At 38.9% G+C, this 25078-nt stretch carries 27 protein-coding genes; 14 read left to right on the forward strand and 13 right to left on the reverse strand.

The window, feature by feature from the left end:
* The first annotated feature begins 46 nt into the window (after positions 1-46).
* From ruvX to BIZ36_RS09965, 3 genes are read left to right on the forward strand one after another with little or no spacing between them, the layout of a single operon-like run.
* Positions 47-460, forward strand: coding sequence for a Holliday junction resolvase RuvX (gene ruvX / locus BIZ36_RS09955; RefSeq protein WP_187457753.1), 414 nt, complete (start codon positions 47-49; stop codon positions 458-460).
* Positions 457-1047: a peptide deformylase gene (gene def / locus BIZ36_RS09960; RefSeq protein ID WP_187457754.1), complete on the forward strand. Its 591-nt coding sequence runs from the start codon at positions 457-459 to the stop codon at positions 1045-1047. The genes ruvX and def overlap by 4 nt, the downstream gene beginning before the upstream one ends.
* Before the next feature lie 58 nt (positions 1048-1105).
* On the forward strand, positions 1106-1528 hold the full coding sequence (locus BIZ36_RS09965; RefSeq protein ID WP_187457755.1) for a DUF5606 family protein: 423 nt from the start codon (positions 1106-1108) through the stop codon (positions 1526-1528).
* 31 nt (positions 1529-1559) lie between these two features.
* Here BIZ36_RS09965 and BIZ36_RS09970 read toward each other — a convergent pair whose 3' ends face one another.
* From BIZ36_RS09970 to BIZ36_RS09980, 3 genes are read right to left on the reverse strand one after another with little or no spacing between them, the layout of a single operon-like run.
* Positions 1560-2483 (reverse strand): carbon-nitrogen hydrolase family protein, encoded by a 924-nt coding sequence (locus BIZ36_RS09970; protein ID WP_187457756.1) that lies wholly within the window; start codon positions 2481-2483, stop codon positions 1560-1562.
* Positions 2484-2500: 17 nt separating this feature from the next.
* Complete coding sequence (locus BIZ36_RS09975) at positions 2501-4117, reverse strand: beta-N-acetylhexosaminidase (protein WP_187457757.1); 1617 nt, start codon at positions 4115-4117, stop codon at positions 2501-2503.
* Positions 4118-4137: 20 nt separating this feature from the next.
* Positions 4138-4788 (reverse strand): SGNH/GDSL hydrolase family protein, encoded by a 651-nt coding sequence (locus tag BIZ36_RS09980; protein WP_187457758.1) that lies wholly within the window; start codon positions 4786-4788, stop codon positions 4138-4140.
* Between the two features lie 131 nt (positions 4789-4919).
* Here BIZ36_RS09980 and BIZ36_RS09985 point away from each other — a divergent pair, with 131 nt between their 5' ends.
* The gene (locus BIZ36_RS09985) at positions 4920-5873 is read left to right on the forward strand and encodes an RraA family protein (protein ID WP_187457759.1); all 954 of its coding nucleotides are present in this window, start codon (positions 4920-4922) and stop codon (positions 5871-5873) included.
* Between the two features lie 90 nt (positions 5874-5963).
* A complete protein-coding gene (locus tag BIZ36_RS09990; protein ID WP_187457760.1) occupies positions 5964-7241 on the forward strand; it encodes a mandelate racemase/muconate lactonizing enzyme family protein in 1278 nt (425 codons plus the stop codon).
* Position 7242: 1 nt separating this feature from the next.
* Here BIZ36_RS09990 and BIZ36_RS09995 read toward each other — a convergent pair whose 3' ends face one another.
* The 3 genes from BIZ36_RS09995 to BIZ36_RS10005 all read right to left on the reverse strand — a co-directional run bounded on the left by BIZ36_RS09995 (position 7243) and on the right by BIZ36_RS10005 (position 9507).
* Entirely contained in the window at positions 7243-8124 is an 882-nt protein-coding gene (locus tag BIZ36_RS09995) for an alpha/beta hydrolase (RefSeq protein WP_187457761.1), read from the reverse strand.
* 11 nt (positions 8125-8135) lie between these two features.
* Positions 8136-8861 (reverse strand): MIP/aquaporin family protein, encoded by a 726-nt coding sequence (locus tag BIZ36_RS10000; RefSeq protein WP_187457762.1) that lies wholly within the window; start codon positions 8859-8861, stop codon positions 8136-8138.
* 187 nt (positions 8862-9048) lie between these two features.
* Entirely contained in the window at positions 9049-9507 is a 459-nt protein-coding gene (locus BIZ36_RS10005; RefSeq protein ID WP_187457763.1) for a DUF1569 domain-containing protein, read from the reverse strand.
* A gap of 329 nt (positions 9508-9836) precedes the next feature.
* On the opposite strand from BIZ36_RS10005, the gene BIZ36_RS10010 reads away from it, so the two are divergent.
* Both BIZ36_RS10010 and BIZ36_RS10015 read left to right on the forward strand, forming a co-directional pair.
* Entirely contained in the window at positions 9837-11630 is a 1794-nt protein-coding gene (locus tag BIZ36_RS10010; RefSeq protein ID WP_187457764.1) for a sensor histidine kinase, read from the forward strand.
* A 91-nt stretch (positions 11631-11721) separates the two neighbouring features.
* Entirely contained in the window at positions 11722-12132 is a 411-nt protein-coding gene (locus BIZ36_RS10015; protein ID WP_187457765.1) for a response regulator, read from the forward strand.
* A 98-nt stretch (positions 12133-12230) separates the two neighbouring features.
* Here BIZ36_RS10015 and BIZ36_RS10020 read toward each other — a convergent pair whose 3' ends face one another.
* Together BIZ36_RS10020 and BIZ36_RS10025 are read right to left on the reverse strand one after the other, a co-directional pair.
* Positions 12231-13133, reverse strand: coding sequence for an SMP-30/gluconolactonase/LRE family protein (locus tag BIZ36_RS10020; protein WP_187457766.1), 903 nt, complete (start codon positions 13131-13133; stop codon positions 12231-12233).
* 15 nt (positions 13134-13148) lie between these two features.
* Entirely contained in the window at positions 13149-13982 is an 834-nt protein-coding gene (locus BIZ36_RS10025; protein ID WP_187457767.1) for a sugar phosphate isomerase/epimerase family protein, read from the reverse strand.
* A 131-nt stretch (positions 13983-14113) separates the two neighbouring features.
* On the opposite strand from BIZ36_RS10025, the gene BIZ36_RS10030 reads away from it, so the two are divergent.
* The 6 genes from BIZ36_RS10030 to BIZ36_RS10055 all read left to right on the forward strand — a co-directional run bounded on the left by BIZ36_RS10030 (position 14114) and on the right by BIZ36_RS10055 (position 19917).
* Positions 14114-15160: a zinc-binding metallopeptidase family protein gene (locus tag BIZ36_RS10030; RefSeq protein WP_187457768.1), complete on the forward strand. Its 1047-nt coding sequence runs from the start codon at positions 14114-14116 to the stop codon at positions 15158-15160.
* A 68-nt stretch (positions 15161-15228) separates the two neighbouring features.
* Positions 15229-16002 (forward strand): nucleoside triphosphate pyrophosphohydrolase, encoded by a 774-nt coding sequence (mazG, locus tag BIZ36_RS10035; RefSeq protein WP_187457769.1) that lies wholly within the window; start codon positions 15229-15231, stop codon positions 16000-16002.
* A 58-nt stretch (positions 16003-16060) separates the two neighbouring features.
* Positions 16061-17449 carry an MATE family efflux transporter gene (locus BIZ36_RS10040; RefSeq protein ID WP_222937339.1) on the forward strand — a complete coding sequence of 463 codons (1389 nt, stop codon included), beginning with the start codon at positions 16061-16063 and terminating at the stop codon, positions 17447-17449.
* Between the two features lie 22 nt (positions 17450-17471).
* Complete coding sequence (locus BIZ36_RS10045) at positions 17472-17699, forward strand: DUF8828 family protein (protein WP_187457770.1); 228 nt, start codon at positions 17472-17474, stop codon at positions 17697-17699.
* A 2-nt stretch (positions 17700-17701) separates the two neighbouring features.
* On the forward strand, positions 17702-18271 hold the full coding sequence (locus tag BIZ36_RS10050) for a phosphatase PAP2 family protein (RefSeq protein ID WP_187457771.1): 570 nt from the start codon (positions 17702-17704) through the stop codon (positions 18269-18271).
* A complete protein-coding gene (locus BIZ36_RS10055) occupies positions 18268-19917 on the forward strand; it encodes a glycosyltransferase family 39 protein (protein WP_187457772.1) in 1650 nt (549 codons plus the stop codon). Before BIZ36_RS10050 ends, BIZ36_RS10055 begins: the two co-directional genes overlap by 4 nt.
* Here the strand turns inward: BIZ36_RS10055 and BIZ36_RS10060 are convergent.
* The 4 genes from BIZ36_RS10060 to BIZ36_RS10075 all read right to left on the reverse strand — a co-directional run bounded on the left by BIZ36_RS10060 (position 19914) and on the right by BIZ36_RS10075 (position 23411).
* Positions 19914-20780: a lysylphosphatidylglycerol synthase transmembrane domain-containing protein gene (locus BIZ36_RS10060; protein WP_187457773.1), complete on the reverse strand. Its 867-nt coding sequence runs from the start codon at positions 20778-20780 to the stop codon at positions 19914-19916. The two genes, BIZ36_RS10055 and BIZ36_RS10060, sit on opposite strands and share 4 nt — an antisense overlap.
* Positions 20764-21723: a glycosyltransferase family 2 protein gene (locus BIZ36_RS10065; RefSeq protein WP_187457774.1), complete on the reverse strand. Its 960-nt coding sequence runs from the start codon at positions 21721-21723 to the stop codon at positions 20764-20766. Before BIZ36_RS10065 ends, BIZ36_RS10060 begins: the two co-directional genes overlap by 17 nt.
* 93 nt (positions 21724-21816) lie before the next feature.
* Positions 21817-22848, reverse strand: coding sequence for a methylmalonyl Co-A mutase-associated GTPase MeaB (gene meaB / locus BIZ36_RS10070; protein ID WP_187457775.1), 1032 nt, complete (start codon positions 22846-22848; stop codon positions 21817-21819).
* A 2-nt stretch (positions 22849-22850) separates the two neighbouring features.
* Positions 22851-23411 carry a DUF2911 domain-containing protein gene (locus tag BIZ36_RS10075; protein WP_187457776.1) on the reverse strand — a complete coding sequence of 187 codons (561 nt, stop codon included), beginning with the start codon at positions 23409-23411 and terminating at the stop codon, positions 22851-22853.
* Positions 23412-23672: 261 nt separating this feature from the next.
* Here BIZ36_RS10075 and BIZ36_RS10080 point away from each other — a divergent pair, with 261 nt between their 5' ends.
* Positions 23673-24098 (forward strand): organic hydroperoxide resistance protein, encoded by a 426-nt coding sequence (locus BIZ36_RS10080; protein ID WP_187457777.1) that lies wholly within the window; start codon positions 23673-23675, stop codon positions 24096-24098.
* Positions 24099-24152: 54 nt separating this feature from the next.
* Here BIZ36_RS10080 and BIZ36_RS10085 read toward each other — a convergent pair whose 3' ends face one another.
* Complete coding sequence (locus tag BIZ36_RS10085) at positions 24153-25055, reverse strand: aldose epimerase family protein (protein ID WP_187457778.1); 903 nt, start codon at positions 25053-25055, stop codon at positions 24153-24155.
* Between the last annotated feature and the right edge of the window lie 23 nt (positions 25056-25078).

The following is a 25078-nucleotide window of genomic DNA, read 5'->3' on the forward strand; positions in this document are numbered from 1 at the left end:
TTACGCTTATAACAATTTATGAGTTATTTTTGCCAAAAAATTAGGCTTGGGAAGACTATTGGCTTTGGATTTTGGACAGAAAAGAACGGGAATAGCCGTAACGGATGAGCTTCAAATCATTGCCTCAGGCCTAACTACAGAACCCACAGAGAAGGTAGTTGATTTTCTTAAGGACTATTTGGCACGAGAAAATGTTGAACGGTTCATAATAGGGGAGCCTAAACAAATGGATAATTCCCCTTCGCAATCCGAGGTTTATATTCAGGAGTTCATATTGAGCCTGAAGTCCGTTTTCCCCAATATCCCCATAGAACGCCAAGATGAGCGGTTCACCTCTAAATTGGCAGTAAAGAGCATGGTTGCAGGAGGACTCAAAAAAAAGCAGCGAAAGAACAAAGCTTTGGTAGACCAAATCAGCGCGACCATAATTTTGCAAGATTATTTAAATAAAATCAAATGATATTACCCATTGTTGCCTATGGCGACCCGGTTTTAAGAAAAGTAGGAGAGGATATTTCTGAAGATTATCCTAAGTTGGACGAATTGTTGGAAAACATGTGGGAGACCATGTACAACGCGAGTGGAGTGGGATTGGCCGCTCCTCAAATTGGACTTCCTATAAGAATATTTTTGGTAGATACAACTCCCTTTGCCAATGATGAAGACCTTTCTAAAAAAGAGCAAAAACAACTCAATGGGTTCAAGAAGGTTTTTATCAATGCCTACATAGAAGAGGAAACCGGAACTGAATGGGCCTTTAATGAAGGTTGCTTAAGTATACCGGATGTTCGTGAAGATGTGAAGCGAAAGGATACCTTGACCATCAATTACTTAGATGAGAACTTTAAAGAACACACAGAAACCTATGATGGCCTATTGGCACGTGTCATACAGCATGAATATGATCATATAGAAGGTGTGTTGTTCACAGATAAACTTAGCCCCCTAAAAAAGAGAATGCTAAAGAGTAAGCTTAGCAATATTTCAAAAGGAAAAATTAACGTAGAATATCGCATGCGTTTTCCTAATATGAAAAAAGGACGTTAAATTTTACCCTAATCCAGCTAAAAGTATAATTTTGCGCTCCTAAAACGTAAATTTCTATATGAGTTTAGACAAAGTTTTATCCATTGGAGGCAAACCAGGCCTTTATAAATTAGTAACGCAGACGCGTACCGGTTTTGTTGCGGAATCCTTATTGGACAAGAAACGTATTAGCGTGAGTATGCGAAACAACGTAAGCGTACTTTCTGAAATAGCTATATACACTTTAGAAGAGGAAGTGCCCCTAAGACAGGTTTTCCTAAATATTCAAGTAAAGGAAAAGGGAGGTAAAACTTCTGTTGGTCACAAGGAAGAAAAGATAAAATTAGAGGAGTATTTCTTTGAGATACTACCCAATTATGATGAAGATAGGGTGTATGCCAGTGATATTAAAAAAGTAATACAGTGGTATAATATTCTTCACGATAATGGGATTACAGAATTTAACGATCCCGAAGAAAAATCTTCATCTGAAGAAGAGTAAGTAAAACCCTCGCATTGCGAGGGTTTTTTGTTCAAGGTTCTTTTTTCATTTCAGGTTGATGTTTTACAATTAGCTTAAAAATATCTTCCCTGGCGTAATGCCCAATTACGTCAAAATCCAATTTACTCCTAATAACTTGATTTAAGTCTAGTTCTGCAGAAACGATACCTACCTGATCTAAAAGTGGGCCGTCCATAATCTCTCCCATAGGCGATATAATTACGCTTCCTCCCTTGGAAATGGTTGATTCTTCCTCGTCAGGAAAATCCTGATATTCTTTTGGATACATTTCCTTTGTGAAATATTGATTGCAACCCAGAACAAAACATCTGCCTTCTAGCGCAATGTGTTTTAAGGTAGCTATCCAATTATCACGGGAGTCGGCCGTAGGAGCTATATATACCTCTATTCCTTTTTGAAACATTGCCATTCTTGCCAAAGGCATATAGTTTTCCCAACAGATGAGTCCACCCAGCTTCCCTATTTTAGTATCATACGTTACCAAAGATGTACCATCGGCTTCTGCCCATATAACACGCTCTGCAGCCGTAGGTTTAATTTTTCTGTGAACACCTAAATATCCATTGGTTGGCGATATATAAACCATGGAACAAAATAAACTTCCGTTAGTATTCTGCTTTTCCGTTATGCCAATGATCAAATAGACATTGTTCTCCTTTGAAATGGTTTCCAATCTATGTAAGTCCCGCCCTCCCAAATCCACACTATTTTCATAGTATTTAGCATATTGGGTCCTACCTTCTTCACTGCGGCTACCTACTTTGGTGCCAAATGTAAAGCCTCTTGGGTAGCCGGGAATGAACGATTCCGGGAATACCAAAAGTTCGTGACCTTGGTTGGCGTAAGAAATTACAAGTTTCTGTAATTTGTCCAACGTTTTCTCCTTATCAAAGAAAACTGGATTATCCTGTACTACGCCAACCTTAACCTTCATTTTTCGGGAATCGTAACTTAATCTTTCTTAATTTCCTCGTAGGTGTATTTGCTCTTTTTCCAATCAATAAGTGGAGAGGGGTAATACTTAACGTTCATTCGGTCTAAAAAGGGTGCTTGATTGCCCAATCGTATTTTATAATTTTCCCAATTACGATCTTCGGGGGTAGACCAACTTAATTCTGCATAGCCAATAGCTCTTGGAAAGGCAAGATATTCAGCTTCGCCAATATCGCTCACCGTTTCAGACCAGAGGGGTGCCTCAATTCCCAAAATGTTTTCTACTGGAATTCCCTCATATTTTTCTGGGGTCCAGATATAGGCCGTGTCCGTGGGAATAAAAGCTGCCCAATGAAGACCATGTTTGGAAAGCGAATCATACTGCATATCTAAGTAGGCCTTTTTTGCTGGGGACATAATTATTTTCATTCCTTTTTCAACTGCCAAATCTGCATTTTTCTTGCTGGACCAAAATTGAGCTATGGATTTGGAATCAATATCTGCTGTTACTACTTCATCCCATCCAATCATGGTCTTGCCATACTTGTGGACTATTTTTTCTACTTTTTCAACGAAATAGATATAATCTTTTTTCTTGGTCACATGGCTTTCGTCACCCCCAATATGAAAGTAAGGTCCAGGGGTCATCTCAGAAATCTCTCTTACCACATCATCAATAAAAGCGTATACGGTATCTTTTCTAGTATCAAAGGTGCTGAAACCAACATGGGTACCTTCATAAAGTTCTACTTTTTTTCCGTTTCCGTTTAAAAAAGGATAGGAAACAGAAGCGGCATTGGTGTGGCCCGGCATATCAACTTCGGGAACTATGGTAATATATCTTTCAGCGGCATAGGCAACAATATCCTTGTATTGTTCTTGGGTGAAAAAGCCGCCTTTTTCACCGCCTACTTCTGTGCTTCCACCAATTTCGGTTAGTTTGGGCCATGACTTAATTTCTATCCGCCATCCTTGGTCGTCCGTCAAATGAAGGTGAAGAACATTGTACTTGTAATAGGCTAATAAGTCAATATATTTCTTAACCTCGTCTACACTAAAAACGTGACGAGCAACATCTAACATGCTACCTCTATACTCAAAAACGGGACTGTCCGTAATTTTCCCAGTAGGTAAGGGCCAAACCTTATAATCTGCAATGGTATCCAAACTTACCTCGGGTATAATTTGCCTTAGGGTTTGTATTCCTCTAAAGGCCCCTTGAGCCGTATTCGAATTTAGGATTACCGAGTCCGGTGTAATGTATAATTGATAAGCCTCAGGAATATCCAGTTCCAAACTGTCCGATTGATTAATGTAAATAATTCCTTCCCTATTGGGTACTTCTTCCACATTCACAGGGATATCAAGGTCTGTCTTTGCTTTAATAGATTTGGCTAGGAATTTTCCTGCCTCAGGAAAACCAACTGCGTTTTCGGAAGTATAAATGGCCGTAAATTGGTCTAAGGCAAAAGCTTTTTCAGTTGCCAATATTTTTTGCGGCATCGGTATTAAATCTCCCTTGGCCAAATCTGTTTGTGGCAGATTTAGGACTCGCTTTTTCTTTTCCGGCTCACAGGAAAAAGTTGCCGTAACCGCAATGCCTAGAACAAAGCATTGCACTAAAAGTTTCTTCATGGTACGTTATTTTTGGTTGTTTAGTTTGTGATGTAATCTTTCATGACCCCAAACCAAATTTCGTATCCTTTTAGGTTCATGTGAAGACCATCTTCAATGAATAAGTCTTCTTGAAGTTTTCTTCCGTCTAACATGGGTTTCCAAACATCGGCAAAATCCAATAGGGGGTCCTTTTGGGCCATTCTTTTGAATTTGCGGTTCAATCTTTTGTATTTACCTCTTAATTTCCATCTTGAAATACTGGGTTTGGCGGAAATGAGTACAATATTGGTAGCGGGGTATCTTTCCCTTACCAAATTGATGATTTGTTTGGTATCCGCTATAACATCGTTTGGTTTTTTCTTGGCTTGAATATCATTGTCCCCTTCGTAAATAAAAACTTGTTTAGGTTTGTATCTCAGAATCAGATTATCGGCAAAGTATAATAAATCTGAAGCCTGGGAGCCTCCAAATCCTGTATTGATGACCTGTTGATCTGGAAATCGCTCCTGTACATCCTTCCACATGCGTATACTGGAACTTCCTGTGAATACAATCGTTTCCCTGGATGGGTCCCAAATGCTATCATATTTGGTATCAAGCTCAGAAACTTGTTTTTTATAACGGTTGGGATCTTGGGCAAAAGTTTGAAAGGTAATTAAAACGGTAAGTAAGGTAAGGATGTTTTTCATGCTTAATATTTAAGAGACACAAGTTAGTTCATATTTACCGGTGTACAAAAGTAATATTAGGGTTATGGAATTTGTCTTCGTATTCATACGGGGTGGTGAATAGCTCTCTTTAACCTTGTAAACTACTGATTATGATTCCCAACTTCAAAAAGCTTCTATTAAGCCTAATTGTATTCTTTTTTCTCTCCTCGGTTCAATCCCAGCAAATCTCCAAAGAAGAACTTATCTTTTTGACTCCCGAGTGGAAAGGTGAACGTTTTGAGGATGGTAGGCCAAAGGTCCCGGATAATTTATTGCAAAGGATGGTAGGTGTTACCTTGGAGGAAGCTTGGGCAGTTCTAAAGGGTGAAAATTTTAAGTACCAATATGCAGAGGGGTGGAAGACCATAAATCCGGACAGTGTTTTGGTGGGCCGGGCGGTAACTGCAGTTTTTGTTCCCGGAAGGCCGGACATACATAGGGTAATCGATGATAGAGGACATAAGCAGGATGGTAGGATTAAGTCACAAAATGCCTGGACCATAGATTTATTACAAAAGGGAGATGTCTATGTGGTAGATCAATTTGGAGCCCACGTAGACGGACCTACAATTGGAGACAACCTTGGGAACTCAATCTATGCTAAAACAGGTAACGGAATTGTGTACGACGGCGCTATTAGGGATATTGACGGACTAAAGGAAATAGGTGGATTTACTTCTTTTTTTAGAAGCTATCATCCTTCCCATCATCTAAATAATCCTGATGGGCAACTGAATACCACTCTTATTGGTATTAATACTCCTACCAGAATAGGTTTGGCTACTGTAATTCCAGGTGATGTTGTTCTAGGTAGGGACGGAGGGGTAATCTTCATTCCGCCACATTTAGTTGAGAAAGTGGTGAAAACCTCTGAAGTTGTTAGGTTAAGGGATATGTTTGGCCACCAGAGGTTAAGAGAACAAAAGTATACCCCAGGACAAATTGATAACAGATGGTCTGAGGATATTGAAAAGGATTTCTCCCAATGGTTGAACGATCATATAGATGAATTGCCAGTGCCAAAAGAGCAGATTCAGGAATTGTTGAAAACCAGGACATGGTAAGATGGCGGTTGTGTTTTTTTAAATAAAAAATTAGGGTTTTGACATTTTAGGTTCGTATTTATTGAGAATGCTATAAAATCCATCCGACCTATGAAAAATTCAAGAAGACATTTTTTTACAAAAGCAGCCGCCGCCACGACACTTACCACTCTTCCTTTTGCAACTTTTGGAAGGGAGTACTCTAAAGCCATTGATAACACCCAAAAATTATCGGCTCCTTCGGAATTAAAGATTACAGATATTAAATGTGGTTTTATTAGGGGAGGGCATAGTCTTTTTGTAAAAATATATAGCAATCAGGATATTATTGGTCACGGTGAAGGTGTAGATGCTACTCCTGGAACTTATCATTTGGTGAAGATGTTCGGGAAAAGATTGGAAGGTAAGAATCCCTTGAACGTCCACAGACTCTTTGAAGATATAAGACGGAGTGGTTTTTTTGAAGGGGCTCAATCCGGAATGTACGTTGCTGTTCTAACCGCAGTGGAAACCGCCCTTTGGGATTTGGCCGGTAAAGCCCTTGGTTTGCCGGTGTATCAACTATTAGGCGGTAAATTTAGGGATAGGATTAGGGTGTATATGGATACGGCTTTATACCAAAGTAGGCTACCTAAGCCTGAGGATTTTGCCGCTAGCGCCAAGGAAGCGGTGGATATGGGTTTTACGGCGGTGAAGTTTGATTTAGATCAGGCGAACGACCCCAATAAATATGATACCTATAATTGGACCGCTAGCCCTGCCGAGTTACAACGCATGTTCGATCAAATGGCTGCAACCCGAGAGGCTGTGGGTCCAACTATCGATATATGTGCCGATATGCATGGTAGGTACGATGCGATCACAGGTGAAAAGGTGGCTAAAATGTTGGAGCCACTTAATATGATGTGGCTCGAGGAGCCCATTCCTGCTGAGAACGTAGATGCCTATAAAAAAATTACGGAGTCTACCAGTACACCGATCTGTGCAGGAGAAAACCATTATTTGGCCCACGGTTTTAGACCTTTATTGGAAACCGGTGCCGTAGATGTTATTATGCCGGACTTGCAAAAAGCGGGTGGATTGGGAGAAGCGCAACGCATTGCTAATTTAGCCAACTTGTATTACGTGCCATTCGCACCCCATATGGTCGCTTCCTTTTTAGGAGCAATGGCTTCCTGTCATGTGTGTGCCTCTGTTCCTAATTTTATGATATTGGAATGGCAGATCTACTTTCACAAGAACCCTATGTACAAAGAAATTGTAAGTTATGATGGGGAGATGGTCAGGGATGGCTTCATTACGCTTTCGGAAAAGCCAGGCATAGGCGTGGAAATAAATGAGGATGGAATGAAAAAATATGCGGACAAGGATGTTCCATTTTTTAAATAAACTATCCCTTTGAAACTTTTTCAATAATTTTTTCTGCTTTGGCCCAATCATAAAATCGCTCGATCCAACTATCTGAAGGCAGCCCCTGGGTTTTCATTCCAAAGCCATGACCTCCTTGGGAGTACATGTGCAAGGCCGGGGTATTTCCGGTCTTTAACCAAGAAGTATAAAGCTCAATACTGCCCTTTGCAAGTCCCAATGGGTCATCTGTGGCGCAAACAACAAGCATTTTAGGGGCATTTTTGGGAGCTTCTTGAACAGGAAAAGCAGAGGTCCAAGGATACACGGGAACTATAAAATCAGGTCGGTCCAGTATTTTGGAATAGTAGCCTACCCCCATAGTGACAGCTCCACCAGCGGAAAAACCCATAAATCCAATTTTTGATGGATCTACATTGTAATCATTTGCATGCTCCCTTACATAGGCAACTGCAGAAAGTCCGTCCGCAATGGATAATGGCAGCACTGGTTTAATACGTTCCCCAATTTTAGCAGGGTTGTTGGTACCTTCATCCGTAATTTCCTGTACCCCATCGTTACCGGTGGGGACCAATCTATATTTTAGGACAAATGCCGTTACACCTCTTTCACTTAGCCATTTGGCAACCATGTTACCTTCACTTTCTATACTTAGACCGTAAAGTCCCCCTCCGGGAGCTATAATTACGGCCGTACCGTTTGAAGTTGTTGGTTTAAACACCTGCATAGTGGGAGAGTTCACATTGGTAACAACTTGAGTGTCCCAAATGTTGGAGTAGTATTGATTCTCCTTTGTATTCCAAACTACGTTGTTAGATTTTTCGTGGGGTACTTTAATAATTTCCTGTGCAATCAAAGAGGTAGAAAAGGATAGCAGCATTAAAATTGAGAATAGAATTTTCATCAGTACGGGTTTTATACACTAAGGGCCATAAAGGCAAACGCCGCAAGGAAACTTCCAATTACAGGGCCTACAATAGGCACCCAAGCATAGCTCCAATCGCTTTTACCTTTGTTTTTTAAAGGTAGAATGGTATGCGCAATTCTAGGTCCCAAATCCCTGGCAGGATTAATGGCATAGCCAGTGGGTCCTCCTAAGCTGAAACCTATGCCCATAACCAACAAGGCAACTGGGAGGGCATCCAAGGACCCTAAAGAAACAGGTTCGTTTGAAATAGTTCCTCCAGCAATATAGAACACCCCAAATACCAACACAAAGGTTCCTATGATTTCCGTAACGAGGTTCCAGAAGGGACTTCGTATGGCAGGGGCAGTTGAAAAGGTCGCTAAAATGGAGTCTTTATCATCAGTGGCTTCATACTGCTTTTTATAGGTTAACCATACTAATATATTACCCATAAAAGCGCCTAATATCTGAGCCAATATATATCCGGGAACCAAATTCCAGCCAAATTTTCCCGCAGCGGCCAAACCAATGGAAACAGCCGGATTTAAATGTGCACCGCTAACGTCCGCACTTATATAAACTCCAACAAAAACTGCAATACCCCATGCCAATGATATGCCAACCCATCCAGAATCCGAACCTTTGGTTCCTTTTAATACTAGGTTAGCAACAATACCATTGCCCAGTAGGATAAGCATGCAAGTGCCAATAAATTCAAATAAATAGACATTCATATGTTGGTTGGTTTAGGCTGAGAAGTTAAAAAAAATTAGTAAAATGGCGTTTAATCCTTTTCATTTTTACGAAAGATACAATTATAAGTCAATTATTCTGTAAATAACTGTTTTTTCATTTACGGTAGGTCTTAGATTTTATTTTTAGATTGGGATTATTGTATTGATATGGTAAAGCCGCAGTAAGTTAAACTCCAAATTGTTGCAGGTGATGATCAATGTGCTTATAAAATAGGGTATTCCATTCAGTAGAGGTTAGCGGACCAAAAGCATGAGACTCCCTATTGTTAAAATACGAGGTACCTAATTTTTGTGTTTTTTCAACATGTTCTAGGAGTTTCTTTTTTTCAGATTCAAACTCCCTTTCATCGGTAATCAAAAAAACGGGAGCAGTTGGCGAGTTCCTTTTGTAAGGTTTGGGTCCCGTGACTACTTTTTTTGCAAAAAGTTTTATAAAAAACTTTTTTAATCCTTTTGGCTTGGGGTATTTGTCCGTATATACCAAATCATAGGCTACATTGCAATGGGCCAACATTTGACCCACATTCATTTTACCCCAATGGCCTTTGGATTCTGGAGAAAGTTGGTTGATTCTTGAGACCAGTTCGGTGGATACTTCGGGTGAGAAACAATCTTTTATGACCATAAGTTTCAGATTTCTAAATTAGGATAAGACGTTTGTCTTAAAAGTAGTAAAGTATGGTTATAATTTATAAAGCAACACTAAGAAAACTTGATAAAGTGATACTTATGTTTCAATAATTACTGATAATCTATGGTTTTTGTGATTATTAATGAATTGTTCTCGAGAACAATGGATTTTTACTATTTATTAACATTTTAACACTTCGTTTTGTAGGAAAAATAAGTAACTTCGAAATTTGTGTTAAAGTTTTGACCCTATTTAACAAAATTAAAATAGCCCTAATTCCCTCCAAGAACTACCATTTTTATTGATTTGAGTGATTTCAAAATATGTTGAAGAAGTTCCTCGGTATATTCTTACTACTATATATTCCCTTATTAGTTCTTTCCCTGCTTATGCTAGCGGGGCAACGAAGAGCGCGTATGGTTGAATTCTATGAGGAAGAAACTTCAGTAGCTATCAACAAAACGTATTTTTTAAGTGATGTCTGTCAGTACCTAGCGCACAATACCATGTACTGGACGTCAATTGAATACCCAAAAAACTTTGATCCTCTAGGGGAGGATAGGGGATTTCTACAACCCTACCTGGATGTTCTTAGAGACCTGGGTTTTTATGATCAATTTAGGATAATTGATTTGAATGGTGAGGAATTGTTGAGGTATCAAAGTAATCAAGGCAGGGAAATGGAACTCGCCCAATCACAGAATAAGGTACATCGAGAATATGTGCGAGAAGGTTTAAAATTAAATAAAGGGGAAGTCTACTTATCCCGTATCAATTTAAATCGGGAAAATGGCGAGATTGAACGGCCGTACAAGCCTGTACTTAGGTCTGTTGGGCCCATCTACGATTCTAATAATATTAGGCTAGGTTTGGTGGTTATCAATTTTAGAATGGAAGATATTCTAAAGCCTATTGTAAGTTTTAGGTCCAAAGGAAATACCTATTTGGTAGATTCGGATTTGACGGTGATTACAGCGAGTACTACCAAATATTCGATACCAAATGAAGTAGAAAAATTCCAGGATTCCTTAAAGGGTATTTATAGATTGGAAGATGTTGGACTTAAAAATTTAAGAGATACAACCTATATATCCAATGGTTCTATTTGGAGTTTACACAAGATGGACTTAACTAAAGGTTCTTTGCGAAATAGTGCGGTTTTTAATGAACCCGAAGCCATAAAAACTGCCACTGATTGGGCTGTGGTGAGGGAATTGCCGGAAGAAGAAATAAGTAATGGGCTCTGGCCCATTTACCAAAACTTTATGGTACTTCACCTATTTTCAATAATTGCTTTGACAGGAATAGCCTATGGGTATTTAAAATATCAGCAGACCAAATTGCAACTGGTGGGAGAATTGAAGGACAAAAATGAATCATTGGTTCAAAAAAAGAGCGAATTGGAAATGATCAATAAGCAGGTAAAGCAATCCAATTTACGCTTAAAGATAAGAAATGAGCAATTGGAACAATTCAGCTACTTGATATCCCACAACCTTCGTTCTCCCGTGACAAATATGACCGTAATCTTGGATATGTTGAAAAAGGAAAAAGATATAATCGGCGTACAGACATTATTGCCTAAGCTGGAATCTATAGCAGACCGCGTTACCAGTCTTACGGAAGATGTTAGATACTATATTTCCATTTTAGATCGTAACGAGGTGGATTTGAAGGAAATTGATTTACGTCAATTAATTGAAAAAGTGCGGGGTGATTTTTCTGAATCTGCTGTAGATGATGAAAACTTTAAGATAGTTTATGATTTAAAGGAGTGGGATACACTTGTCTTTTCCAAATATTATTTGAAAAGTATCATACATAGTTTTTTGGCGAATGCCATAAGATTTCGAAATAAAGAAGTGGATTCGTACGTTATATTCCGAAGTGATTTTGAAAAGGGAAGAAGGGTTCTTTATGTAGAAGATAATGGTTTAGGATTTGACTTTAAAAGGCACAAACACAATGTCTTCAAGTTGTATCGAAGGTTCCACAGAGATATTTCAGGCAAAGGAATGGGTCTTTTTCTTATTAAAACTTTGTTAGAATCCCTTGATGCGTCTGTAAGTGTTAAAAGTATTGTGGGAAAAGGAACTATTTTTAAGATAATTTTTTAAATTTAAGTAACTAACACTTTTAAATAGCAAACAGTAATTGGGGTTTTTAAATGCGAATTTAGAAACCTTGGACAATTAAAATTCAACTAACATGAGTAAAGCTAACATTTTGTTGGTAGATGATGATGAAATCTATCTCTACCTAACTGAACGTCTGTTGGAGGGCATCTCTGAGAACTTGGAGATAAATACTTACACAGATGGGGAAAAAGCCTTGGATTACATTGGGGAGTGTATCAATGAAGGTAATGAGCTACCAGGTGTTATCCTTTTGGATGTAAACATGCCCTTTTTGGATGGATGGGGATTTTTAAAGGAATTTAGAAATCTAAAATCAAAAATGACAGCGCCAGTTCACATTTACTTGGTTACCTCTTCTGAGCGTGAAAGGGACAAGGAACGCGCCAAGGAATTTGATGAGTTAACGGGTTATGTGGTAAAACCTGTGTCTGAAGACAAATTAGTAGAAATTCTTACGGCGGTTTATGAAAACCAATGGTAAGTAGTGTAAATGATTAAAGACTAGAGTATAAAAGAAAAATACTATTTTGGTTTGAGACCACAAGAAGTAAAAAGGGCGATATAAATCGCCCTTTTTTATTACCATCTTACCCCTTGAACGTTCATCATAAGTGTGTAAACGGAGTCCATGGCAGTTATAAACAAAATGTTTTGCTTTGGTCCTCCAAAAGTTACATTGGCCGTCCAGTTTTCTGGCACGGGTATGTGTTTTATTTGCTCACCATCAGCATTAAAAACTGTAACGCCATCTCCTGTTAGATATACATTGCCCTTATTGTCCACGGTCATTCCGTCTGAGCCCATATCTGCAAATAGTTTTTTGTTGGTTACTTTACCTGCCGCATCGATATCGTATACGTAGGTTTTTTTTGCCCCGTTATCTGAGACGTAAAGTCTTTTTCCGTCTGGTGTTCCAATAATTCCATTGGGTTGTTCATAGTTATCATCAATGACAATTTGTGGTTCAGCAGTCCCCTTTTTCAAGTAGTACACCCTTCTTGCCGTTTGTTCCGGCTCTTCATGGTTCCACCATGGCCTTTTATAAAAGGGATCCGTAAAGTAAATACCACCTTTGGCATCTAACCATAAGTCATTGGGCCCATTAAATAGTTTGTTCTCGAAATCATCCAAAAGAACCGTTACTTCCTTATTTAGGTTAATTTTCCAGAGCTCATTTTTTTCATCGGCTGCTGCCAAAATAGCACCCTCATTGTCAATGTAAAGTCCGTTTGAACGCCCTGCCGGCTTCATGTAATCGCTAACAGTATTGTTTCTGCAATCCCATTTTACGATCCTGTTATTCGGTTGGTCCGTAAAATAGACATCTCCATTTCTGGCCATTGCAGGACCTTCGGTAAACTTAAACTCTTCAGAAACCAAAGTAAGTTCTGCACCTTTGGCTACAATGTCTTCCGGTATTTTTTGTGCCCTACAGGAAACAAAACAGCTCAATAAACTGGCACAAATCAGTATTTTTTTCATCGTATTAAGTTGTGGTTAAAGCGCTTTAAGAAATTGCATATTGTGTTTCATGCTATCCAAGGCATTGTTAGCGTATTCTTCTTGTTCAATAAAGATATGCTCTACGCCAGATGCTTTTTGGCTGTCCATAATTTGTGCAATATCCAATCCTCCTTTGCCGAATTCTGTACTTTCCTTTTCGTGCATGTCCATATCCTTCAAGTGCCAGCATGGGAAACGCCCTGGATATTTTTTAAAATAGTCCATTGGTTCAAGCCCGGCCACTACAACCCATCCCAAATCGAGCTCCATAAACACTAGTTCCGGATCGGTATAGTCCATTAAAACATCATACAGTACTTGGCCTTCGTGACTTTCAAATTCATATTCATGGTTGTGATAGCCAAATTTCATTCCCAACTTTTTACAGGATTCGCCAGCCTTGTTAAAAGCATCGGCTACTCGTTTGTAATTTTCAACGGTTTGTCCCTTGCTAGGTAAAGAGGAGCAAATAACATATTCTTGACCCGACTCTACTGCCTGTGCCATCGTATGGTCAAAATTTTCATCAAGAGCTACATGCCCACTTACTAGTTTCATTCCCAAATTTTCACACTCCTTTTTCATCTCTTTTGGGGTAAGACCGTAATATAAACCTTTGGAGCTTCTAGCGGATTCTATTTTCTTTATCCCCAAATCGGCTATTTTTCTCAAGGTGCCTTTTGCATCTTTGGCCAACTCGTCTCTAAAGGTATAGAGTTGTACCCCGTATGCTACATTCTCATGTTTGGTAAAGGAAAATGTTGGTAACAAAAGGCTTCCAGCACCAGCAAGGGCACTGTTTTTAATAAAAGTTCTACGTGAATTCATAAGGTTAATTTTAGTCTTGCTCAAGATAGCGAAATTGGCTGACAACACATTTTAAAAAGGTTCAAAATAGATGTGATTGGTGTAGCGGTATTTTACAAAGCTGATTTACTTTTAGATATCAATTTAGTAGTATGAAAATTTTCAACTGTGAAGAGTGTGGTAGCCCATTGTATTTTGAAAATACCATGTGTATCGCTTGTGGGAGTGGCTTGGGTTACTTGGAAAAAACTACCCAGCTCGTACCTCTAGCGAGGACTGGTAACCAAAATTCATTTTTAGGAGAGGATGGAAAAAATTATCGCTATTGTGAAAATCACCAATATGAAGTCTGTAATTGGTTGGTGGAAGAAAGCACCGAAACAACTTTTTGTACGGCATGTGCTTTGAATAGGACTATTCCTGACCTAAGCAGCCACAATAATCTAGAAGAATGGCGAAAATTGGAAACAGCCAAGCATAGACTGGTTTATTCGTTAATTAGGCTAGGATTGCAGGTTGAACCCAAATCCGACGAAAACCCAAACGGGTTGGCCTTTGAATTTTTATCGGAAACAGCAACAAAGGGAGGGGTCACCACCGGACACTTAAATGGAATCATAACCATTAATTTGGCAGAGGCCGATGCGGTGCACCGTGAATATATGCGCAAACAAATGGCTGAACCCTACCGAACCTTAATAGGGCATTTTAGACATGAAGTAGGTCATTATTATTGGAATGTCTTAATTGCTAATAATGAAGAAAGGTTAAAGGCTTTTAGAGCGCTATTCGGGGATGAGCGAACAGATTATTCGCAAGCCTTGGATGCTCATTATAAAAATGGGGCGCCTGCGGATTGGAGCCATCAATACATCAGTGCTTATGCTACTTCGCACCCTTGGGAAGATTGGGCGGAAACTTGGGCTCATTACCTTCATATAATTGATATGCTAGAAACCGCCTTTTACTTTGGTATACAAACCGGTAACCAGACTTTGGGAGAATCTCCTTTAAAAATGCAGGCTACTTTTGACCCATATCAAGAACCGGATTTTGAACGCATCAATGAGGCATTTACCCCTTTGACCTTTGCTCTAAATAGTTTGAACAGAAGTATGGGGCAACCGGATATTTATCCCTTTGTCATACCCGTTGCCGTTTTGGAAAAGATGAAATTCATTCATCAAATTCTTTATTGATTTTTTATACTTCACTTATTGTTTTACCCTTGACTAGATGCTTATTTTTGCATCAAAATTTAAAGGGGATGAATTCCAGGGAAGAACAATTAAAAGCGTTTGATAGGTTGCTGACCATTATGGATGAACTAAGGGAGCAATGCCCTTGGGATAAAAAGCAGACCATGCAGACGCTTCGTCACCTTACCATTGAGGAAACCTATGAGCTGGGTGATGCCATTTTGGACGATGATTTGGAGGAAGTTAAAAAAGAATTGGGAGATGTACTTTTACACATTGTATTCTATTCTAAAATTGGCTCTGAAACCCAGGATTTTGACATTGCCGATGTATGTAATACCATTTGCGACAAGTTGATCAACCGTCATCCGCATATTTATGGCGATGTAGAGGTGAAAAACGAAGAAGACGTAAAGCGCAATTGGGAAAACCTGAAACTTAAAGAAGGTAAAAAAAGTGTTTTGGAAGGCGTACCTAACGGATTACCGGCCTTGGTAAAGGCCAATCGGGTTCAAGATAAGGTGGCCGGTGTGGGATTTGATTGGGAAAAACCGGAGCAAGTTTGGGAGAAGGTACAAGAAGAACTTCAGGAATTTCAAGCTGAGGTGGCCAAAGGTGATGCCAATTTAATGGAAGCTGAGTTTGGTGATGTGATGTTTTCCATGGTCAATTATGCCCGCTTTCTAAAAATCAATCCTGAAAACGCCCTTGAACGAACCAACAAGAAATTTATGGGTAGATTTCAATACCTGGAGCAAAAAGCCAAGGAATTAGGTAAAAACCTTAAGGATATGACACTTGCTGAAATGGATGTTTTTTGGGAAGAGGCCAAACATCAATAGCAAAAACCTCCATAGTTTTTACCACAGATTGATTTAGCACCAAACTCAACTTTTAGCTTTGTTAGCCAAGTACACAAAAGAATTTAGATATAACATAAAACTCTCCGTTCCTGTCATCATGGGAATGTTGGGCCATACCTTTGTTCAGTTGGCCGATAACATTATGGTGGGGCAATTGGGTACGGCACAATTGGCGGCCGTCTCTTTGGGCAACAGCTTTGTCTTTATTGCCATGAGTATCGGTATTGGTTTTTCCACGGCTATTACCCCTTTGGTGGCAGAGGCCGATGGTGCGGGCAATAAGGTCGACGCTAAAAATGCTCTTAAGCATGGGCTCGCTCTTTGTTCGGTTTTGGGTTTGACGCTATTTGGGTTGATTTTGCTAACAAAGCCATTGATGTATAAAATGGACCAACCCCCTGAAGTGGTAGATTTAGCGCTACCATATTTAGATTTGGTGGCCTTCTCCTTGGTACCCTTAATAATTTTTCAGGCTTTTAAACAGTTTTCTGAAGGGTTATCACAAACCCGCTACCCAATGTACGCCACCATTATTGCCAACGTGGTGAATATCACTTTGAATTACCTTTTGATTTTTGGAACCTTTGGTTTTCCTGAAATGGGCATCATTGGTGCGGCTATTGGTACCTTGGTCTCACGGTTTGTAATGGTACTGTACATTTGGTTCCTGCTAAAAAGTAAGAAGAAATTCCATGATTATGTTACCGGTTTTAAATTCAAAAATTTAGAACAAAAGGTCCTCAAGAAAATCATAAACTTGGGTTTTCCTTCTTCACTTCAAATGTTCTTTGAAGTGGCCATTTTTACAGCTGCTATTTGGTTGAGTGGCGTTTTAGGTAAAAATGCCCAGGCAGCCAACCAGATAGCTTTAAATTTAAGTAGTATGACCTTTATGTTCGGTATGGGACTGGGGGTTGCGGCCATGATTCGAGTAGGAAATCAGAAGGGATTAAAAAATTATAAGGGACTTAAGCGAATAGGGGAGTCCATTTTCTTTTTGACGTTTTTATTGGAAATCGTTTTTGCAATTTTATTTTTATTGGGAAGAAATTGGTTTCCGTCATTATATCTAGATGTAGATGATGTCGTGAATATGGCAGATAACTCTGAAGTGATCATTTTGGCTTCGGAATTATTGTTGGTAGCGGCCATTTTCCAAATTTCAGATGGGGTACAGGTCGTGGTCTTAGGGGCTTTGAGGGGAATGCAAGACGTGAAAATACCCACTCTTATTACCTTTATCGCCTATTGGGGAATCGGTTTTCCGGTAAGCTTCTATTTGGGTTTACATACGGGATTAAAGAGTACCGGAATTTGGCTTGGACTGTTAACAGGACTCACCGCTTCAGGTATTATGTTGTATCTTCGCTTTAATTATCTAACCAATAAATTGATTGCAAAATCGGCTTCGAGCACTGTGTTTTAAAGCCGTTAGCAAAACTAAAAATATGGAGTTTCCGAAGTTTCTTTTAGGGGATAATACCGATTATCCTACGGCAATTTTTGTTGTTCATACAGAATATCCCCGTTTTATCATCAACCTAGAGAATGATGAGGTAGAATGGCTGGAAGATTTTTCACCTGAGGATGAAAAGGAATTGGAGTCAGAAGCCGAGAATCTTATCGAACAGGCCGGTAATTTTTATGATAGGGAAGTTTCAAGGTACGAAGAATAGGTATGTTGCAAGAATTGGTTCAATGGGATAAGGAACTTTTCCTCTTTTTGAACAATTTGGGTACCCCAAGTTGGGATGCTTTTTGGATGTTTATCACCAACAAATGGAGTGCTATTCCATTGTATGCCCTGCTACTTGGTATATCTTTTAAGAAGTACGGATTAAAACGTACCATTGTCATTATAGTAACTGTGGCCCTGATGATCGTTGTTACCGATCAACTTTCCAATTTCTTTAAATATGGTGTACAAAGGTTACGCCCTTGTTATGATCCAGAACTTGATGGTCTGGTACGATTGGTGAAAAATTCATGCGGAGGTAAATTCGGTTATTTTTCTGCACATGCGGGCAATAATTTTGCAGTGGCACTTTTCTTTACTTTTTTGTTGAGGACATATTACCGGTATATAGAAGTTTTCTTAATACTTTGGGCGTTATTGGTGTCTTATAGTCGTATTTATATAGGTGTTCATTTTCCTTTAGATGTGCTAACAGGAGCTCTAATAGGTCTGATTTTTAGCTGGTTGTTTACAAAGTTGGCTATATTTGCACACCATAAAATAGCTCTATGATATCTAACTCTAGATATTGGGTTTTAGTTCTTTTAGTAGTTCTGGTCTATATCACCGGAATGTTCGTGACCCTTTTTGAAAATGATTCTGCCCAGTTTGCGGTAATGTCCATGAGAATGGTGCAGGAAAATGATTTCTTAAATCTTTTTAAGGGTACAGAGGAGTATTTGGATAAGCCCCATTTGCATTATTGGCTTGCCGCTTTTTCATACCTGATCTTTGGCTTGGAAGATTGGGCATATCGCATACCTGGTATTTTGGCGGTTCTATTGGCGGCATATTCCAGTTACGGTTTGGGTAAACTTTTGTATAATAGACAGGTTGGGAAAATAGCCGCTTTAATCTTTATGACCGCTCAGACCATTGTTCTTTCCGCTATTGATGTTAGAACAGATGCGGTTTTGACCGGTTTTGTTGCCCTAGCCATTTGGCAATTGGCTGCTTACGTTAATACAGGCTCTTTAAAAGCGATCATACTAGGGGCCATAGCTACGGGGCTTGCCTTTTCCACAAAGGGGCAATTGGCTATTTTAATTATAGGTCTGGCGCTCCTTAGCCATATAGCCTATAGAAGAAAATGGATTGTTTTGGTCAATTGGAAAGTTATAGTAGCACTGGCTGCGTTTGCGATTGCCATTGCTCCCATGCTATATGCTTACTACCATCAATTTGATATGCATCCCGAGAAAATTATCAGGGGTAAGGCTGAGCGTAGCGGAATCTTCTTTATTTTTTGGGAACAGAGTTTTGAGCGTATGAGCGGTGGTGGTATGGGAAGCAACAGTAGCGATTATTTCTTTTTCTTCCATACTTTTCTGTGGGTTTTTCTACCGTGGACGACACTAGGGTTACTGGCTTATGCTACTAAAATGAAAGCCATTTTCAAGAGCCGATTTAACTTTATACAAGGTCAGGAATTTTTAACCTTAGGTTGTATTACATTTTTCTTTTTGATTGCTAGTTTTTCGCAATTTAAGTTACCTCACTATTTAAATAGTACCATTCCCCTCTTTTCTGTATTGACGGCTTCTTACATCCTAACCCTGTTAGAGGATAAAAAAGCAAGGATTTTATTAGGAATTCAATATTTTGTGCTGAGCGTTATTTTCATTACTACCGTTCTTTTATGCTTTTTGGTGTTTGAGTTCAGCAATATTTTTGCGCTTGTTCTATTGTTGACTTTTATAACAGTAATCATTTATTTCTGTTTGAAGAATGAGACGTGTCCTAAAAAAATGATTACTATCTCTGCATTTGGGGCGCTTCTTTTAAATGCCACCCTCAATCTTCATTTCTATCCGAATTTATTGACCTACCAAGCGGGGTCAAGTATGTCTAAAGTGGTAGAAGAGAAAGAAATTCCTGTCGACAAAATTTACAAACTGGGTGACTATCATACCTGGTCATTGGATTTTTATAATCAACGACCAGTACAGATTACCTCCCTTGATGGAGTAAGGAATAAAAAGGATATTTGGATTTATGCTACAGATGCTCAACTTCGGCAATTGAAGGAATTGGACATGGATTGGGACATTCAATATACCCGAAATCAATTTAGAATTACGCGGTTGAGCCTAAAATTCCTTAATCCTTCCAAACGTAATAAGGTACTTTCCAAAATGCACTTAGTGCACATTTACTAGACGTTTTTCAGGATCGGTTTTTTGAAGTGATAGATAATTCCCCATAAGGAAGTAAAAGCGCTTATTAAAAAGAACATCATGCTCAAGGTTATAGAAATATCTTGATCTAAGCCCAACCACAAGGAAAAGTAATAAAAGGTTACTTCCCTACTTCCTATGCCCCCTATGGTCAAAGGTAAAACGGCCACAATGGAAGAAACCAAGAAAACAAAAAGATAGGACAGTATATTACTTTCAACGCCCATTGCTAAAATTAAAAGCCAAACACTCATGAGTTGCGTTAGTTGTACAATTGCCGAATAGCCCAAGGATTTCCAATAAACGCTGAAAACGGAAGGAAAGTATTTTTTATTGATGAACCAAAAAACAAGCAAACCTATGGCTAGCACAGGCAATGATAACATTTGATACCCTTTTAAAAGCGGATGCTCCAAAAAAAGGAATATAAGACAGACATAAACGCATATGAAACAGAGTCCGCTCAGCCTATCTAGTAAAAGAACAGAAACCACGCTCTTTGTTTTTACATCAAAGGTTTTTTTGATGAGATATCCTTTATAGGCATCCCCCCCAATTCCCCCGGGTAAAAATAGATTATAGAACATACCTAGAAGATACAATTCCAGGTTGCTTTTCTGACCTATTGGTAACGATAGCTCGTGAAAATATAGGTTGAGTCTAAAGGCTGCAAAAAGTTTGGAGACCACAAACAGAATAAGGGAGACTGTCAATAAATATGGGTCCACCATTTTTATAATTAGCCATACTTCCTGTATGTTCACTTTTGTAAAAACTAGGTAAACCAGTAGAGCACTGAATACAAATTTGAGCGCCGTAATGCCTTTTTTACGCAGATTGCCCACCTACCGATACTTTTTTGATTCTGTACGGGCGCTTTTGTTGGGACTCATAGTAAGTTCTAATCAAAAGTTCCATGACAATACCGATAGTAAATAGTTGAATACCACCTAGAATAAGCATAACTCCAAATATGAGAAGGGGTCTTGTACCTATATCTTCTCCCATTCCAAATTTCACAACCAATAAGTACATGTTAATTAGAATACCTAGCAGAATGAGTAACACACCAAAAATTCCAAAAAGGTGAATGGGCCGCTGAAAATATTTTCTGATAAACAGCAAAAGCATCATATCTGCAATTACCTTAAAAACCCTTTCCAATCCATATTTGGATACCCCTGCATTTCTTGCATGGTGTTTTACAGGAACTTGTTTTATCTGCGCACCTTCCAAATAAGCTAAAAGTGTAATAAAGCGATGCATTTCGCCATAGAGGTTAAGGTCTTTGGCTATATCCCGAGAAAAAACCTTAAGGGCACAACCATTGTCCTTAATGTCCAGATTGGTCACTCTACGAACCAAAAAATTGGCAATTTTAGAAGGTATTTTCTTGACCAAGGAATCTTTTCTTTTTTGTCTGATACCTGTAACCAAATCAAATTCGCCATTTACGGCATAAGAAAGCATTTCAGGTATATCAGTAGGGTCATTTTGCAAATCGCCGTCCATAGTGATTATAAATTCCCCTTCAGCGTAGTCAATACCTGCAGCTAGCGCCAAACTTTGACCGTAATTTTTCTTGAGACATATAAGATGTACCTTTTCGTCCTGCATATCATTGACCACCTTTCGAGTACCATCGGTAGAAAAATCGTCTACGTATATAATTTGATATTGGTAGCCCACTAGGCTTTCGTGTATCTTTTGTGTCAATAACATTACATTGTCCTCTTCGTTAAATAAGGGTACGATAATGGAAAGCAACGACGTTGTAATAGGGTTCATTCCTGTTTTTTGGTTTGTGGGCAAATTTAGGGTTTTATTGGCTAGTAAATAACTTAGTTGCGGATAGTTAAACTAAACCTTATTGTTATGCCTTTATTTTCTCATTAGGAGTTGGGCGGCTTCCCCAGCAGAGATTTGACTGTCCCTAACCATTTTAATAAAGGATTCTAAAGCATCGGAGCTGTTGTTGTCTTCAAAATATTGTAACCTAAGCTCTTCGTCAAGGGTTTGATAAAGCCATTTTTCTCGCTGAAGCTTCCTTTTTTCCTCAAAGAATCCCGAACTTTTTGCCAAGGAAACAAACTCTTGAATTGTCTTCCAAATAGTATCGATTCCTTTTCCTTCCGTAGCTGAACAAATACCGACTATAGTATTCCAAAAAGCATACTTTGGAGGGTATAGTTCCATGGTTTTTTGTAGTTGCGATTGGGCTTGGTGGGATTTTTTGAGGTTGTCCCCATCTGCTTTGTTGATTGCAATGGCATCGGCCATTTCAATAATCCCTCGTTTAATACCTTGTAATTCGTCCCCTGTTCCGGGCAAATTTAAAAGAAGGAAAAAGTCTACCATGTCATAAACGGCAGTTTCGCTTTGGCCTACCCCTACAGTTTCAATAAAAATAATATTGAAACCAGCTGCCTCGCAGAGGAGAATAGTTTCCCTTGTTTTAGTGGTAACTCCGCCCAAGGCTTTTCTTGTTGGAGAAGGCCGAACAAAGGCATTTTTGTTTTGTGCTAAATAGGGCATTCTTGTCTTGTCACCCAAAATACTACCAGAGCTCTGGATGCTACTTGGGTCAACGGCTAGGACAGCTACCCTTTCTCCCTTGTCAAGCAAACGGGAGCCTAAATTTTCAATAAAAGTACTTTTCCCAACTCCGGGTATACCCGTAATGCCAATTCGCACGCTATCCACACTATTGCTTAGACAATGGCTTACCAGTTGATTTGATAATATTTTGTCTTCGGCCTTGGTACTTTCAACCAATGTAATGGCCCTTGCCAAAATAGCAGTATTTCCAGTTTTTAAACCTTCTTGAAATTCTTTTAAGGTAAGATTCCTTTTGCTCCCTAGTTTTTTCTTATTGGAAGTTTCTTGGTTTCCAGAGAGCTTTTCATCTTTCAAAATTAATTGTTTACAGGAATTTTTACTTTGGTGTTATCCCAAGCCATAAACATAAAAAGCTCGCCGTTATCTTCAAAATCGATGGTGAAGTTTTCCATAGTTTTTTCTAAACGCTCTACTGGAACGGTAATTTCGATTACATCTTCTTCTGGTTTTCTGGCAGTTTCCTTACCACCGCTCATGACTGTAACGCCCCAATCCGGAATGTCCTTGTTAAAAATGATATCCCAACTTTCTTTATTGGGTCGGGTCCATAGGGAATAGGTGCCCGGTGGCAAACTTTTATCTGCCATTCTAATACCTGTCTCCGTAAAAAATGTAGTTGGCTCGTTGGCACCGGTTCTCCATATAGCTCCAAAAGGAACAAGCTCACCAAAAATTTGTCGTCCCTTTTTTAAAGGGCTGGAATAGTTAACTTTTAGATGGAAATCATCACTTTCATAAACCACCTCTTTAAGCGGACTGTGTTTTTTGGTTTGCTCGCGCATATAAGGTTCTAAAACAAAGAAAAATAAAACTGCTATTACTCCAACAATAATTAAAATCCATTTTAACAATTTCATATTGCGTTCTAGTTCTATGGTTGCACCATCTTTTTAGGGTGCAAGATTATGAAATTCTAATGTACAAATAATTATGAAACCCTATAAAAAAACAGGGTTGAGACATTTTTTTAGTGAAGTTTTTTGATTGACCCGATATTTGAATGCTTTAAATTCTATTGTTAACGGTATTCATCATTTTCACATGAATTTAATACAACTCTTTATGATAGCTGAACTAAGCTGCGTATCTTCAAGAAATAATCAAAAAGTAATAATACGATGAAAACTATATTTCAAACAAGTGCTACCAATTCTGGCGGTAGAGAGGGTCACGTTAAAAGTGATGATGGAGCTATTGATTTGGGAATAAAAATGCCCAACTCTAAGGGAGAGACAGATGGCAAATCCACTAATCCGGAACAATTATTTGCAGCGGCCTATTCCACCTGTTTTGCGGGTGCCCTTCAAGCGGTTGCTAAGGAACACAAAGTGGATGATTTAGGTGATTTTAGTGTTACTGCTGTTGTAGGTTTCAATAAGGACGAAGAGGGATTTTTTATAGATGCCACATTGGACTGTTGGTTGCCAACCGTTGATAAGGAAACCGGTGAGAAATTGATAAATGCCGCTCACGAGATTTGCCCTTACAGTAAAGCAACAAGAGATAATATTACAGTTGAACTAAACCTTATGGTTGAAGCGTAATTGGTTTATTGTGCTTAATAACATGTAAAAGGTTCCGTTATGCGGAACCTTTTTTTAGTTGGTACTGAACCTGAATTCTGAAATATTCCTATATTTTTCTTTCGGTCTTAAAACGCAGTTAGGGAAATTCTTATGATTAGGTGCATCGGGTAAGTTTTGTGTCTCAAAGCATATAGCTCCAAAGTTAGATGGTGTGTAAACAACCATTCCAACTTGATTGGTAGCGACTTCCATGGAAATTCCTGATTTTGGTGAACTACATTTGGCGACAACAGGAGAATTCATATCAACGACGAATGGAGTATCTAATCTCTCATCCCCAATTGATTTCTCCTTTGTGAAATCCTTCGATGAACCTTCGGTTAGATAGGCCTTTCCAGTTGGTAAAAGGTTGGGTTTTGTTTCTAAAAAATGAGAACAGTTTAGTTGCAACCTATACTCGTTTATAGAAGCCTCATCATCCAGTTTAAAGTAAGAATGATTGGTTAGGTTAACCACGGTAGCTCTATCGGTAACCGCGTCAAAGATAATCCGCAAATTTTTCCCTTTCAACGCATAGGTAACGGTAGTTTTTAGATTGCCCGGGTAACCCTCCTCTAAATGGGCACTTTCGTAGGAAAGTTTTACATATGGGTTTTCTCCGTAGTGTACTTCTTCAAATTTCCAATACTTTTTGCTAAAACCTTCTCTGCCACCGTGTAAATGAACTCCATGATCATTGGGTAATTGATATGTTTCCCTATCCAATGTAAATTCTTTTCCAATACGGCCTGCATATCTACCTACGCACGCACCAAGGTATAGCTCATCATCTAAATAATCGCTAGGGAATTCATGACCTACTACCACATTAGAATAGGTTTCATCTGAATTTTTTAACATCAATTTTTGGATTACTGCGCCATAATCCAAGACCATTAGTATGAGATGGTCATTCTTAATTGTAACTTGTTTCAAGAGTGCTCAATAAAAAATTTCAT

The organism is Cytophaga sp. FL35 (genome assembly GCF_014349235.1).
Classification (GTDB): Bacteria; Bacteroidota; Bacteroidia; order Flavobacteriales; family Flavobacteriaceae; genus Euzebyella.

Coding starts and splice junctions, on each gene's coding strand:
- def (WP_187457754.1), top strand. CDS start 457: ATGATATTACCCATTGTTGCCTATGGCGACCCGGTTTTAAGAAAAGTA.
- BIZ36_RS09965 (WP_187457755.1), top strand. CDS start 1,106: ATGAGTTTAGACAAAGTTTTATCCATTGGAGGCAAACCAGGCCTTTAT.
- BIZ36_RS09970 (WP_187457756.1), bottom strand. CDS start 2,483: ATGAAGGTTAAGGTTGGCGTAGTACAGGATAATCCAGTTTTCTTTGAT.
- BIZ36_RS09975 (WP_187457757.1), bottom strand. CDS start 4,117: ATGAAGAAACTTTTAGTGCAATGCTTTGTTCTAGGCATTGCGGTTACG.
- BIZ36_RS09980 (WP_187457758.1), bottom strand. CDS start 4,788: ATGAAAAACATCCTTACCTTACTTACCGTTTTAATTACCTTTCAAACT.
- BIZ36_RS09985 (WP_187457759.1), top strand. CDS start 4,920: ATGATTCCCAACTTCAAAAAGCTTCTATTAAGCCTAATTGTATTCTTT.
- BIZ36_RS09990 (WP_187457760.1), top strand. CDS start 5,964: ATGAAAAATTCAAGAAGACATTTTTTTACAAAAGCAGCCGCCGCCACG.
- BIZ36_RS09995 (WP_187457761.1), bottom strand. CDS start 8,124: ATGAAAATTCTATTCTCAATTTTAATGCTGCTATCCTTTTCTACCTCT.
- BIZ36_RS10000 (WP_187457762.1), bottom strand. CDS start 8,861: ATGAATGTCTATTTATTTGAATTTATTGGCACTTGCATGCTTATCCTA.
- BIZ36_RS10005 (WP_187457763.1), bottom strand. CDS start 9,507: ATGGTCATAAAAGATTGTTTCTCACCCGAAGTATCCACCGAACTGGTC.
- BIZ36_RS10010 (WP_187457764.1), top strand. CDS start 9,837: ATGTTGAAGAAGTTCCTCGGTATATTCTTACTACTATATATTCCCTTA.
- BIZ36_RS10015 (WP_187457765.1), top strand. CDS start 11,722: ATGAGTAAAGCTAACATTTTGTTGGTAGATGATGATGAAATCTATCTC.
- BIZ36_RS10020 (WP_187457766.1), bottom strand. CDS start 13,133: ATGAAAAAAATACTGATTTGTGCCAGTTTATTGAGCTGTTTTGTTTCC.
- BIZ36_RS10025 (WP_187457767.1), bottom strand. CDS start 13,982: ATGAATTCACGTAGAACTTTTATTAAAAACAGTGCCCTTGCTGGTGCT.
- BIZ36_RS10030 (WP_187457768.1), top strand. CDS start 14,114: ATGAAAATTTTCAACTGTGAAGAGTGTGGTAGCCCATTGTATTTTGAA.
- mazG (WP_187457769.1), top strand. CDS start 15,229: ATGAATTCCAGGGAAGAACAATTAAAAGCGTTTGATAGGTTGCTGACC.
- BIZ36_RS10045 (WP_187457770.1), top strand. CDS start 17,472: ATGGAGTTTCCGAAGTTTCTTTTAGGGGATAATACCGATTATCCTACG.
- BIZ36_RS10050 (WP_187457771.1), top strand. CDS start 17,702: ATGTTGCAAGAATTGGTTCAATGGGATAAGGAACTTTTCCTCTTTTTG.
- BIZ36_RS10055 (WP_187457772.1), top strand. CDS start 18,268: ATGATATCTAACTCTAGATATTGGGTTTTAGTTCTTTTAGTAGTTCTG.
- BIZ36_RS10065 (WP_187457774.1), bottom strand. CDS start 21,723: ATGAACCCTATTACAACGTCGTTGCTTTCCATTATCGTACCCTTATTT.
- BIZ36_RS10075 (WP_187457776.1), bottom strand. CDS start 23,411: ATGAAATTGTTAAAATGGATTTTAATTATTGTTGGAGTAATAGCAGTT.
- BIZ36_RS10080 (WP_187457777.1), top strand. CDS start 23,673: ATGAAAACTATATTTCAAACAAGTGCTACCAATTCTGGCGGTAGAGAG.